This window comes from Nocardioides sp. S5-5 (assembly GCF_054954065.1).
In genome coordinates this window covers 3,700,010-3,712,120 of sequence record NZ_CP199913.1, presented here as the reverse complement: position 1 = coordinate 3,712,120, position 12,111 = coordinate 3,700,010, and the positions used below count along the sequence as shown (strand labels likewise).

The 12,111-nt window shown below is 71.5% G+C and carries 11 protein-coding genes; 9 read left to right on the top strand and 2 right to left on the bottom strand.

All coding sequences use genetic code 11. The annotated features are described in order from the left end of the window. Positions 1-49 precede the first annotated feature (49 nt). The 4 genes from tdh to ACUP6Y_RS17795 are packed head-to-tail and all read left to right on the top strand — an operon-like array spanning position 50 to position 4,776. Entirely contained in the window at positions 50-1,093 is a 1,044-nt protein-coding gene (tdh, locus tag ACUP6Y_RS17810) for an L-threonine 3-dehydrogenase (RefSeq protein ID WP_462556759.1), read from the top strand. Continuing rightward, entirely contained in the window at positions 1,093-2,274 is a 1,182-nt protein-coding gene (locus ACUP6Y_RS17805) for a glycine C-acetyltransferase (protein WP_462552174.1), read from the top strand. The genes tdh and ACUP6Y_RS17805 overlap by 1 nt, the downstream gene beginning before the upstream one ends. A gap of 32 nt (positions 2,275-2,306) precedes the next feature. Then, positions 2,307-3,683 carry a DUF6421 family protein gene (locus ACUP6Y_RS17800; protein WP_462552173.1) on the top strand — a complete coding sequence of 459 codons (1,377 nt, stop codon included), beginning with the start codon at positions 2,307-2,309 and terminating at the stop codon, positions 3,681-3,683. A 7-nt stretch (positions 3,684-3,690) separates the two neighbouring features. Beyond that, complete coding sequence (locus ACUP6Y_RS17795) at positions 3,691-4,776, top strand: threonine aldolase family protein (protein WP_462552172.1); 1,086 nt, start codon at positions 3,691-3,693, stop codon at positions 4,774-4,776. 156 nt (positions 4,777-4,932) lie between these two features. Here the strand turns inward: ACUP6Y_RS17795 and ACUP6Y_RS17790 are convergent, their stop codons facing one another. Continuing rightward, a complete protein-coding gene (locus ACUP6Y_RS17790) occupies positions 4,933-5,973 on the bottom strand; it encodes a hypothetical protein (RefSeq protein ID WP_462552171.1) in 1,041 nt (346 codons plus the stop codon). A 252-nt stretch (positions 5,974-6,225) separates the two neighbouring features. On the opposite strand from ACUP6Y_RS17790, the gene ACUP6Y_RS17785 reads away from it, so the two are divergent. Both ACUP6Y_RS17785 and ACUP6Y_RS17780 read left to right on the top strand, forming a co-directional pair. Further along, positions 6,226-7,599, top strand: a complete 1,374-nt coding sequence (locus ACUP6Y_RS17785) for an HNH endonuclease signature motif containing protein (RefSeq protein WP_462552170.1) — start codon at positions 6,226-6,228, stop codon at positions 7,597-7,599. Positions 7,600-7,675: 76 nt separating this feature from the next. Beyond that, entirely contained in the window at positions 7,676-7,972 is a 297-nt protein-coding gene (locus ACUP6Y_RS17780) for a hypothetical protein (protein WP_462552169.1), read from the top strand. Positions 7,973-7,975: 3 nt separating this feature from the next. On the opposite strand, the gene ACUP6Y_RS17775 is transcribed toward ACUP6Y_RS17780, so the two are convergent. After that, positions 7,976-8,941 carry a hypothetical protein gene (locus ACUP6Y_RS17775; RefSeq protein WP_462552168.1) on the bottom strand — a complete coding sequence of 322 codons (966 nt, stop codon included), beginning with the start codon at positions 8,939-8,941 and terminating at the stop codon, positions 7,976-7,978. Between the two features lie 25 nt (positions 8,942-8,966). Here ACUP6Y_RS17775 and mshB point away from each other — a divergent pair, with 25 nt between their 5' ends. Genes mshB through ACUP6Y_RS17760 form a run of 3 tightly spaced genes read left to right on the top strand, consistent with a single transcriptional unit; the run spans position 8,967 to position 12,070 of the window. Beyond that, positions 8,967-9,908 carry an N-acetyl-1-D-myo-inositol-2-amino-2-deoxy-alpha-D-glucopyranoside deacetylase gene (gene mshB, locus ACUP6Y_RS17770; RefSeq protein ID WP_462552167.1) on the top strand — a complete coding sequence of 314 codons (942 nt, stop codon included), beginning with the start codon at positions 8,967-8,969 and terminating at the stop codon, positions 9,906-9,908. Next, positions 9,905-10,243, top strand: coding sequence for a hypothetical protein (locus ACUP6Y_RS17765; protein ID WP_462552166.1), 339 nt, complete (start codon positions 9,905-9,907; stop codon positions 10,241-10,243). The genes mshB and ACUP6Y_RS17765 overlap by 4 nt, the downstream gene beginning before the upstream one ends. A 24-nt stretch (positions 10,244-10,267) precedes the next feature. Next, complete coding sequence (locus tag ACUP6Y_RS17760) at positions 10,268-12,070, top strand: VanW family protein (protein WP_462552165.1); 1,803 nt, start codon at positions 10,268-10,270, stop codon at positions 12,068-12,070. The last annotated feature ends 41 nt before the right edge of the window (positions 12,071-12,111 follow it).

The window sequence follows — 12,111 nt, the reverse complement described above, 5'->3', positions numbered from 1 at the left end:
CAGGAGCTGCCCGTTGCTCTGCACGGTCGACGAGCGCTGCAATGGAGCCATGAAGGCGCTCTACAAGGCCGAGGCGGGCCCGGGGCTCGCGCTCGTCGACCGCCCGGACCCGACCTGCGGACCGGCCGAGGTGGTGATCCGGGTGCTGCGCACCGGCATCTGCGGCACCGACCTCCACATCCTGCGCTGGGACGACTGGGCCGCCGGCGCGGTCACGGCGCCGCTGACGCCGGGCCACGAGTTCTACGGCGAGGTCGTCGAGGTCGGCCCGCTCGTCACCGACGTCGGCGTCGGCGACCGGGTCTCCGGCGAGGGCCACATCGTGTGCGGCACCTGCCGCAACTGCCGCGCCGGGCGCCGTCAGATGTGCATCCGCACGATCGGCCTCGGCGTGCAGCGCGACGGCGCGTTCGCGGAGTACCTCAGTCTCCCCGCCAGCAACGTCTGGGTGCATCACCCCGACGTCGACCCCGACCTCGGCGCGATCTTCGACCCGCTCGGCAACGCGGTCCACACCGCGCTCGCGTTCCCGCTCGTCGGTGAGGACGTGCTGGTCACCGGCTGCGGACCGATCGGGCTGATGGCGATCGCGATCGCCCGCCACGTCGGCGCGCGGTACGTCGTCGGCACCGACGTCAGCCCCGCCCGGCTCGAGCTGGCCACGGGGATGGGCGCGGACGCGGTGGTCGACGTGTCGACCGGCTCGGTCGCCGATGTCCAGCGCACGCTGCACATGCGCGAGGGCTTCGACGTCGGCTTCGAGATGAGTGGTGCCCCGTCGGCGCTGCCGCAGATGATCGACAACATGAACCACGGCGGTCGGATCGCGATGCTCGGCCTGCCGAGCGCGCCGTTCGCGATCGACTGGGGCAAGGTCGTCACGCACATGCTGACCCTCAAGGGGATCTACGGTCGCGAGATGTTCGAGACGTGGAACGCCATGGGGGCGATGCTGCAGTCGAGCAGCACCCTGCGTACGGCGATCGGGTCGGTCATCTCCGACCGGCTGCCCGCCGCTGCGTGGGAGCGGGGATTCGAGATCGCGGCGTCCGCCGGGGTCGGCAAGGTCGTGCTGGACTGGACGGAGCTGTGATGTACGGGAACTTCGAGAACCACCTCACCGCCGAGCTCGACGGGATCGAGCAGGCCGGGCTGACCAAGCGCGAGCGCGGGATCCGCGGCCCGCAGCGGGCCGAGATCGTGGCCGACGGTGCCGAGGTGCTCAACTTCTGCGCCAACAACTACCTGGGCCTGGCCGACGACCCGCGGCTGCTCGAGGCCGCGCGCGGCGCGCTCGACGAGTGGGGCTACGGACTGGCCAGCGTCCGCTTCATCTGCGGCACCCAGGAGCAGCACCTCGAGTTGGAGCGCCGGCTCGCGGAGTTCCTCGGCACCGAGGACACGATCCTCTACTCGTCGTGCTTCGACGCCAACGGCGGCGTCTTCGAGACCCTCTTCGGGGCGGAGGACGCGATCATCTCCGACGCCCTCAACCACGCCTCGATCATCGACGGCATCCGGCTCTCCAAGGCCCGCCGGCTGCGCTACGCGAACCGCGACCTGGCCGACCTCGAGGCCCAGCTGCAGTCGGCCGCCGACGCGCGCTTCCGGGTGATCGTCACCGACGGTGTCTTCTCGATGGACGGCTACCTCGCGCCGCTGCGCGAGATCTGCGACCTCGCCGAGAGGTACGACGCCCTCGTGCTCGTCGACGACTCGCACGCCGTCGGGTTCATCGGGGCCGGTGGCCGCGGGACGCCCGAGCTGTGCGGCGTCGCGGACCGGGTCGACATCTACACCGGCACCTTCGGCAAGGCCCTCGGCGGCGCGTCGGGCGGCTATGTCTCCTCGCACCGCGAGATCGTCGCGCTGCTGCGCCAGCGCTCGCGCCCCTACCTGTTCTCCAACACCCTCGCCCCGTCGATCGTGGCCGGCACCCTGCGTGCGCTCGACCTGGTCGAGGGCTCCGGCGAGCTGCGCGAGCGGCTGCGGGCCAACGCGGCGCTGTTCCGCACGCTGATGGGGGAGGCCGGCTTCGACCTGTTGCCCGGCGAGCACCCGATCGTGCCGGTGATGTTCGGCGACGCCGCGCTGACCGCCCGGGTGGCCGACGAGATGCAGAGGCACGGCGTCTACGTCACCGCGTTCAGCTTCCCGGTGGTGCCGCGGGGCGAGGCCCGGATCCGGGTCCAGCTCTCGGCCGCGCACACCGAGGACCAGGTCCGCCGCTGCGTCGAGGCCTTCATCGCGGGACGAGAGGCGGCGCAGGCTTGATTGAACAGGAAGATATCCTGTTGAATAGCCTTATGACGGATGTTCTTTCTCTGGTTGATCGGATCGACAGCAGTGGTGGCGCCGTCGTCGCGGATCCAGCCTGGCGCACGCTGAAGGATGTCGTCGAGCGGATCCGGGCCTGGCAGCTCGCCGACGGCTCGGTCGACCTCGCCGCCGAGGGTGCGCCGGCCCGCGAGGCGGTCACCGCCGCGGTCGGGCAGGTCGTCGAGGCCGTGGAGGCGCTCTCCCCGCTGCTGCCGCACGATGCGGCATACCACCGCGCGCTGGTCGCCGACCTGGGCCGCTGGGCCGACGCCGGCTTCGGCGTCCCGGACTTCCTGGACTCGCTGCTCGCCTTCCAGCCCGCCGCCGAGCGGGTCGACGGCCGCCAGCACCTGGTGCTGTTCCCGATGTACACGCAGAACGGCAACCCGGACCGCAACCTCGAGGCCGTCGTCTTCCGGATCGTCTGGCCGGAGTGGCTGGCCGCCCTCGAGGCCACGCGCTACGACAACCCGCTGTTCTGCGGCATCGCCTTCGAGGACTTCACCAGCGGCTACGACACCAACTCGGCGGTGCTCTTCCCCGAGACCGTCGCGGTCCGCGAGGTGCCCGAGCGGTTCAGCTGGGGCGGCATCTTCTGCGACCGCGAGGCCGCCCGATTCCGCCGCGTCGGCACCGCCGCCGTCGACCTGCTCGGCGTCGAGCTGCCCGACGAGGTGCGCGGGCTGCTCGAGGACCAGCAGCGCAGCCAGGACGCCTTCGTGCTCTGGGACATGATCCACGACCGGGCCCACAGTCACGGCGACCTGCCGTTCGACCCGTTCATGATCAAGCAGCGCCAGCCGTTCTGGATGTACGGACTGGAGGAGCTGCGCTGCGACCTGACCGCGTTCCGGGCGGCCGTCGAGCTCGAGGCCGAGGGCAACGCGGTGGCGAAGGACGCGCAGCACGCGATCCTGCTCGACCGGATGTTCCGCTTCCCGGTCACCGGTGAGCGGACCCGCAACTACGACGGCCTCGGCGGCCAGCTGCTGTTCGCCTACCTGCACCAGCACGACGCGATCCGCTGGACCGACAACCAGCTCCGCATCGACTGGGCCCGGGCGCGGGAGGTGACCACCGCGCTGTGCATCGAGATCGAGCAGCTCTACCGCGACGGCATCGACCGCCCCAAGATCGTCCACTGGCAGGCCGCCTACGCCCTGGTCAGCCGCTACCTGGCTCCCCATCCCGCCTCGACGTGGGCCCGCGGCGCCGAGGCGCTCGACTTCACCAAGCAGCCGCGCCAGCTGGTCGACGACGTGCTGCCCGACGAGTTCCCGTTGAGCATGTTCTTCGAGGCGCTGGCCAAGAAGCTCAAGAACGTCATCGCGCAGACCCGCGGCATCACCGCCGCTGCTGCATGATCGACCTGTGAATCAGAGCCACCAGACACCGGCCACCGCGGCCCGGCGCCGACACGACCCCGAGGCCCGCCAGTTCGCCAGCGACAACTACGCCGGCATCCACCCCGAGGTGCTCGCCGCGATCGCGCTCGCCAACGGCGGGCACCAGGTCTCCTACGGCGAGGACGCCTACACCGAGCACCTCCAGGCGATCATGGCCGGCCTGTTCGGCGACGGCGTCGAGGCCTACCCGGTCTTCAACGGCACCGGCGCCAATGTCGTCGGCCTGCAGGCGCTCACCGACCGCTGGGGCGCGGTGATCTGCGCCGAGACCGCCCACATCAACGTCGACGAGGGCGGCGCTCCCGAGCGGGTGGGCGGGCTCAAGCTGCACCCCGTGGCCACGCCCGACGGCAAGCTCACCCCCGAGCTGGTCGACAAGCACGCCTGGGGCTTCGAGGACGAGCACCGCGCCATGCCGCAGGTCGTCTCCATCACCCAGTCCACCGAGCTCGGCACGCTCTATACGCCCGACGAGATCCGCGTGCTCGCCGAGCATGCCCACGGGCTCGGGATGCGGCTGCACCTGGACGGCGCCCGGCTCGCGAACGCGGCGGCCGCGCTCGCCGTACCGTTGCGGGAGTTCACCTCCGACGCCGGCGTCGACGTGCTCTCCTTCGGCGCCACCAAGAACGGCGCCCTCGCCGGCGAGGCCGTCGTGATCCTGAATCCCGACGGCGTCAGCCACCTCAAGCACCTGCGCAAGCTGTCGATGCAGCTGGCCAGCAAGATGCGCTTCGTCTCGGTGCAGTTCGAGGCGCTGCTCGCCGACGGCCTGTGGCTGCGCCTCGCCGGCCACGCCAACGCGATGGCGCAGCGGCTCGCCGCCGGCGTGCGCGAGATGGACGGGGTCGAGATCCTGTACCCGGTGCAGGCCAACGGCGTCTTCGCCCGGCTGCCCCATGAGGTCAGCCGCCGGCTGATGGCCCGGCACCGGTTCTACTTCTGGGACGAGGCCGCCGGGGATGTGCGCTGGATGTGCTCGTTCGACACCACCGAGGACGATGTCGACGCCTTCCTCGTGGCGTTGCGTGAGGAGCTGGGTCGGGGCTGAACGGTCCGTCCGGCAGGCAAGGGTCTCGTTACGACGGCGGATTGGGCGACGACCATGTGATCCGCCGCGAGGCCGTTCCGCTGTGAAGGCCGACGACGCGGCGGCCGTCGAGATGGCCACGATGCTGGAGCGGCTGCTCGGCCGCGCCCCTGGTGCCTAGCCCGGCAGGTCGGTCCGCTTCATCCCGAAGACCCACCGCTTGCGTGGGTGCTCGCTGACCGACCACAGGCATCCGGTCTCCGGCCACCAGACCAGGTCCTCGGGGCCCGGCGGCGTCGCCCACCGGTGCTCGCGGAACGCACCCGGCCGGCCGACGTACACGGAGCCGGGGGTGCGCGGACCGCGCGAGCGGGTGACGTAGTAGGTGCCGTCGATCGCGGCGACCCCCTGCATCCGCGGAAGCCCGCGGTCGTCGACCTCGGGTACGGCGCGCCCGTCGACCTCGTGGCGGGGCAGGCCGCTGTCGGGGTCGATCGCGAACCGGGCGACGCGGCGGGTCTGGGCGGGCGAGCCGTACTCGCCGACGACGAGGGCCGGGCTGTCGTCGCTGCGGTCGAGGGTGAGGAACGAGTAGCGCAGTCGCTCCACGTCCTCGTCGTGCTCGCTGCGCTGGGTGAACCGGACGGGCAGCACGTAGCGGTGCCCATAGGTCTGGTACGACGACCCCGCCGGCACCCGCAGCACGTCGGCCACGCGCGCGCTGTGGATCCCCGCTCCCGTCGCCGCGACGTGGAGGAGGTCGCCGTGCCACACGATGCCGCCCGCATGCACCTGCAACGGTCGCAGGCCCGCTCTGCCGTCGACCAGGGTCGGCACGACCAGCAGCACGTGACCGTACCGGCGCCGCTCCAGGTCGACCACGCTGATCCGCGAGCCGCCCGTCGTCCGGGCGTACCACGACGTCACCAGCACGTCGTGCCCGTGCTGCTCGCGGAACCCGGTGCGTGCCGAGGTGGTGATGCCCTGCGGGTACCAGTTCGGGTCCCGCCGGTCGGCGGCCTCCCAGGTCCAGGCCCTGCTGACCTTCAGCCCGAGCAGTCGGGAGAGCGGCGTACGCGTCCGTCGTAGCCGCAGCGGCAGGTCCGGCGCCATCGCCGCCATCCCGACCCGGCCGCCGCCGTCGGCACTCAACGCCGCGACCAGCGCCTCGATCTCGTCGCTGTTCTCCGTGGTGCGGGTGAGGTGCAGTCCGGACACGGCGGACACGGTAGCCGAGCGGTCGAGTGTCGTCGGTGGTTGAGGTGGGAGGGCGTGCAGCGCCCGGAGGTCGAGGAGGTCGCACAGCGACCGTCTCGAGACCTCTGGCCGTGCTGCCGGGACTCTGTTCGGGCTTCGGTCGCGTAGCCGGTTGCGTTCCGTTGCCTCCACGCCCCACTGATCGGGTTTCCCCTGTCCACAGGCAGGTTTGCGACGTTGGGTTGTGTCGGAACGTGGTGGGAGGATCCGGTCATGGATCTCGCCACCGCGCCTCGCTCGACAGCCCCGCCGCTGTCGCGGCTGAGCGCTGGGGTCCGGGCTCGCGAGGAGTCCCTGGTCGAGGAATGGACCACGATCGTGGAATGGGCCGTCGACCACGTCGTCACCGGCGCTGAAGGGGCCGCGACGATCACCGCGGGCTACCTCGACACGGGGGTCCCGATCGCCGGGGACGGCACCCCGCTGGTCAGTGAGTTCGCGGTCATGGAGCTCGTCGCGGTGCTCGGCAGGTCTCCCGATGGCGGCAAAGCCTATGTCGGACGGATCCTGGAGTGTGCCTGGCGCCTGCCGAACGTGTACGCCGCCGTGGTGGCGGGACGGTTGGCGCCGTGGCGGGCCGAACGGATCGCCGACCTCACCCGCCCCCTGTGCGCGGATGCTGCGGGGTTCGTGGACCGGCAGCTCTGGAACGCCTCCGGTGTCGGCTGGGCCCAGCTCGAGCGACTCGTGACCGAGGCGGTGCTCCGGTTCGACCCCGAACACGCCGAGGCCGACCGCCGGCGTGCTACCGACCGGCGGCGTTTCGACATCGGTGCGGTCGATGAGCACGGTCTGGTCCACCTCGACGGAGTCATGGACGCCGCCGACGGACACGACCTGGACCTCGCGGTCGGGCGTCGGGCGCAGGTACTGGGCCGGCTCGGTGACGACTCGACGCTCGACGTGCGCCGCTCCAAGGCCGCCGCCGAACTGGCCCGCGCCGACCTCGCGTTGGACCTGTCGATCCCCGACCCGGTCACCCCGGAGGTCGCGGAGGTCGCGGAGGTCGCGGAGGTCGTGCAGCGACCGTCACGAGAGCCCGGCCGCACGGTGATCCTCAACATCCACATCACCGACACCACCCTCACCGACACCACCCTCACCGACACCACTGCTACCGGGGACAATCCGTTCGCCAGCCCGTTCGTGAATCCGGTGGGGCGCTGGGAGGAGGGCCGCTGCCCGATCTCCTCGACCCAGATCCGTGCATGGCTCCGAGCCAAGAACACGATGGTGATCGTGCGCCCGGTGATCGACCTGGCCGAGCATCACCCTGTCGGGTCCTACGAGATCCCCGACCGGCACCGCGCCCGCGTCGCGTTGCGGGATCACACGTGTCGGTTCCCGCACTGCACCCGTCCGGCGCGGCGTTGCGACCTCGACCACGCGACCCCCTTTGGGGAGGGCGGGCAGACGTGTCCGTGCAACCTCGTCCCGCTCTGTCGACGCCACCACCGCGCCAAGACTCACTCCGCCTGGCGTTACGTGACGCCGGCTCCGGCGACCTATGTGTGGACCAGCCCGGCCGGGTACCGGTTCCGCGTCGACCACCGCGGCACCCATCCCCTCCACCCACCCGACGAGTAGCCACCCCGCCCCGCACCCCGCAGGACCCGACGTCTGCGGGGACATCGGCACGTCCGGGTCTGGGAGGATGGGCGTCATGCGGGGCATCTTCTTCGACGAGGACGACGCGCGGGCGGCCGCGTTGGTGCTGGTGCGCGGCGGCTTCGTCGCCGAGGTCGTCCGCGAGCGGCTCGCCGGCGAGGACGATGACGAGGACCACCCGTGGGCTGTGGTCACCGACGCCCCCGAGATCCAGCTCGAGATGCTCGTGGAGACGTACGACGGCTGGCTGGATCAGGACGACGTAGACGCCGCTCCGACCGAGGCGCCCACCAGGGCCGGGTTCACGCTGCCGCTCCCCGATGCGCCGAAGCGGGTCAAGCGCCCGGAGTGATCGTCAGGCCGGGCAGGCGAACGGGCCGTCGACCCGCAGCCACGCCTGGACCATGGTGAGCCGGTCGTCGGGGCCGGCGTGGGCACGCACGGCCCGCCCGTCGTCCTCCACGTCGAGGTCGGCGTCGAACCCGGTGACGTCGGCACGCTCGTCGAGGTAGGTCGCCAGCCCCTCGGCGTCGGCCGTGGCGTCCTTCTCGTCCGCGAACAGCCGGACACCGGTCACCTCGTCGGGGGTGGCGAAGAGCGCCCTGCCGGCATCGGGACGGCGCAGGCCGTCGTACTGCTGAGCAGCCTGCTCGGGGCTGACCCGCCCGGAGATGCCGCAGGCGGGCTCGAGCGTGAGCGCGGCGTACTCGAGGTCGTCCTGGTCGCCTGCCTGGTCGAGCAGGTCGCCGAAGGTGCCGGAGTCGGCCAGCGAGTCGGCGTGGTCGGTGACCGCGTCGAGCAGGGCATCGACGTCGGAGCCGGAGACGATGACCTCCTCGTCGGGCACCAGCGCCAGGGTCAGCAGCACCGCGGGGTAGCGGCCACCGACCAGGCCGTTCTCGTCGGCGTCGGCGAGGTCGACGGTGAACACGGGACGCTCCGCGGCGCCGGAGCGCTCGTAGCCCGCGTCCTCGAGGTCGGCGGCGACGGCATCGAAGTCGAGGTCGTCGGACATCTTCCACACCCGGCCCGGCCCGTCGCCGGTCGCGACCGCCTCCCACTCGACGTCGGAGTCGTCGAAGGCGGCGTCCGTCATGGCCGCGGTCCAGCGGCTCAGCTCGGTGCCGTAGGCGGTCTCCGGGTTCCCGTCGCCGACCCGCTCGGCGAGCGCGGCGCGGTCCACGAAGGTGACGGTGGTGGCGTCGGCAGGCAGGTACTCCAGCGCCTCCTCCAGCCGCGAGCTCCCGTCGAGCAGCGCGCAGCCGGAGAGCGACGAGCAGACGACCGCGAGGAGCAGAGCGAGGGACCCGGGGTTCCGCATGGGGCCCATCATTACGCTCGTCCTCATGACCGCAACTGCCGCCCACCGACTGCTCCTCGTGCATGCCCACCCCGACGACGAGTCGATCGGCCAGGGCGCCACCATGGCGAAGTACGTCGCCGAGGGGCGCGGCGTCACGCTGGTGACCTGCACCGCGGGCGAGATGGGCGAGATCCTGGTGCCCGAGCTCGAGCACCTGGCCGCCGACAGGGAGGACCGGCTCGGCGAGCACCGCCGCGGCGAGCTGGAGGCGGCGATGAAGGCGCTCGGCGTGACCGACCACCGCTTCCTCGGCGGCTTCGGCACCTACCGCGACTCCGGCATGAAGTGGCACGAGGACGGTCACGCCGTCGCCGCCGACCTGCCAGAAGACGGGAAGGGTCATGCCAACGCGTTCTGGTACGCCGACCTCACCGAGGCCGCCAACCACCTCGTGGCGATCATCCGGGAGGTGCGGCCCCAGGTGCTGGTGGCGTACGACGAGTTCGGCGGCTACGGCCACCCCGACCACATCCAGGCCCACCGGGCCGCGATGTACGCCGCCCAGCTGGCCGCGGCGCCGTCGTACCGCCGCGACCTGGGGGAGGCCTGGGCGATCACCAAGATCTACTGGGGTGCCATCTCGGAGAGCCGGATCCGCGAGGGCCTGCGCCGGCTGCGCCAGGCCGGCGACACCACCACCTTCGAGGGGATGGACCCCGACGGCGACCTGCCGCCGATGTTCCGCCCCGACGAGGACATCACCTGCGAGGTCGACGCGAGCGCACACGTCGAGCAGAAGCTGGACGCGCTGCGGGCGCACGCCACCCAGATCACCACCGACGGGCCGTTCTTCGCGCTGTCCAACAACGTGGGTGCGCAGGCGTTCGGGCGCGAGCAGTACCGGCTGGTGCAGGGCACGCCCGGGCCGCTCGACCCCGAGACCGGCTGGGAGACCGACCTGTTCGCCGGCATCCCCGGCGAGTGAGGGCCCTGGTCGCTCTCGGCTGTCTGCTCCTCGGTACGGCGGTGGGCCTCGCCACGGTCGCGCTGCACGGCTACGGCTGGGGCCTCGGGCTCGGCATCGCCGCGACCGTCGCGACGCTCGTGGCGCTGCCCGGCGGCTGGTGGCGGCGGCTGCCGTTCGCGCTGGGCTGGACGGTGCTGCTCGGCGTGGCGACCGTGCAGCGGCCCGAGGGCGACTACGTGATCGCCGGCGACGCGTCCGGCTACCTGCTGCTGGCGACCGGGGCCGTGGTTCTCGGCTCCGGGTTCGTGGGACTGCTGCCGCGCCGTACCCAGCCCGGGAATGCGGAAGGGTGAGCAAGGCCTCCTTAGGATGTCGCGGTGACCTTCTGGGACTCTGACACGGGTGGGGACACTGACGGCAAGGCCGAGCGCCCCGGCGGCAGGATCGTCGTGGTCGTCATCGTGCTGCTCGTCCTGCTCGCCGGTGGCGGGTACGCCGCCGCGCACGCCGTCGCGGGTGACAAGGTCCCGACCGGTACCACCATCTCCGGCGTCGCGGTCGGCGGGCTGAGCCGCTCGGCCGCGATCGAGAAGCTGGAGAGGACCTTCGGCCCGCGCGCCGACGCGCCGATCACGGTCAGCGTCGGGCACCAGGGCGCGACGGGCAAGGTCAACGACGCGAAGGTCGAGCCGGGCGACATCGGCCTGGCCGTCGACTACGCCGCATCCGTGGACGCCGCGGGTGCCGGCGACTCGTGGAGTCCCGCGCGCCAGTGGGACTACTTCACCGGCGGCGGCAAGGTCGACGCCGTCGTCGACGTCGACGAGTTGCTGCTCGACGAGAAGCTGGCCGAGCTCTCCGAGGGCCTCGGCACCCCGCCGCAGGACGGCACGGTCACGTTCACGGCCGAGGGCGTGCAGACCACCCAGCCGCAGGCCGGCCAGGCCGTCGACCGCGACCAGGCCCGCACGGCGATCACCGACGCCTTCGTGGCGGGTGAGAAGTCCGTCGAGCTGGAGGTCGCGCCGGCCCAGCCCGACATCGACGCCGCCGACGTCGCCGAGGCGCTCGACTCCTTCGCCAACCCGGCGATGGCGAACCCGGTCACGCTCCAGTTCGGCGAGAACGACGTGAAGCTGACGCCGGCCAAGTTCGCTGCCACGCTGTCGATGAGGCCCGAGAACGGCAAGCTCGTCCCGGTCGTCGATGACGCCGCCCTGGCCGAGCTGGTCAAGGGCGCCACCACCAATGGCGCGCCGGTCGACGCCACCGTGAAGATCAACAAGAAGGGCAAGCCGAAGATCGTCCCGGCCAAGCCCGGCGTCACCTTCGACGCCGGCGAGGCCGCCGAGGTCTTCCTCGGCCTGCTCACCGCGCCCGAGGGCTCCCGCAGCGGCCCGGTCACCGCGCAGGTCACCGACGCCGCCTTCACGACCAAGGACGCCGAGAACCTCCAGATCGTCGACAAGGTGTCGGAGTTCTCGACGTACTACCCCCACGCCGACTACCGCAACATCAACATCGGCCGCGCCGCCGAGCTGATCGACGGCACCCTGCTCAAGCCCGGCGAGGAGTTCTCGCTCAACGGCATCGTCGGCGAGCGCACCGCCGCCAACGGCTTCACCGAGGGCTACATCATCAGCAACGGCATCCTCAAGAAGGACCTCGGCGGAGGCGTCTCGCAGATGGCGACGACGACCTTCAACGCGATGTTCTTCGCCGGCCTCAAGGACGTCCAGCACAAGCCGCACTCGTTCTACATCGATCGCTACCCGGTCGGCCGCGAGGCCACCGTCGCCTGGCCGACCGTCGACCTGCGCTTCCAGAACGACACCGAGTACGGCGTCCTCGTCCACGCCTGGGTGGTCCCCAGCACCTGGTCGCGCCAGGGCAAGGTCACGGTCCAGATGTGGTCCACCAAGAAGTGGGACATCGACTCCACGACCTCGAGCCGCTACGCCCAGGTCCCGCCCAAGGTCCGCACCCTCACCACGCCCGACTGCGAGCCGAACACCGGCTGGTCCGGCTTCCAGGTCGACGTCACCCGGATCTTCCACAAGCACGGCGACAGCGCGGTCGACCACACCGAGAAGTTCCACACGGTCTACACGCCCGCCGACACGGTGCGGTGCGAGAAGCCCGGGCCGCCGACCGGCGGCAAGCCCGACCCGGGGGAGTAGCCGAGACCGAACAGACCAAGCACTTGCTTGGGGTACGCTGA

Bases quoted from the DNA above. Each gene is read 5' to 3' on its own strand.
- tdh (WP_462556759.1), top strand. From the start codon at position 50: ATGAAGGCGCTCTACAAGGCCGAGGCGGGCCCGGGGCTCGCGCTCGTC.
- ACUP6Y_RS17805 (WP_462552174.1), top strand. From the start codon at position 1,093: ATGTACGGGAACTTCGAGAACCACCTCACCGCCGAGCTCGACGGGATC.
- ACUP6Y_RS17800 (WP_462552173.1), top strand. From the start codon at position 2,307: ATGACGGATGTTCTTTCTCTGGTTGATCGGATCGACAGCAGTGGTGGC.
- ACUP6Y_RS17785 (WP_462552170.1), top strand. From the start codon at position 6,226: ATGGATCTCGCCACCGCGCCTCGCTCGACAGCCCCGCCGCTGTCGCGG.
- ACUP6Y_RS17780 (WP_462552169.1), top strand. From the start codon at position 7,676: ATGCGGGGCATCTTCTTCGACGAGGACGACGCGCGGGCGGCCGCGTTG.
- ACUP6Y_RS17775 (WP_462552168.1), bottom strand. From the start codon at position 8,941: ATGCGGAACCCCGGGTCCCTCGCTCTGCTCCTCGCGGTCGTCTGCTCG.
- mshB (WP_462552167.1), top strand. From the start codon at position 8,967: ATGACCGCAACTGCCGCCCACCGACTGCTCCTCGTGCATGCCCACCCC.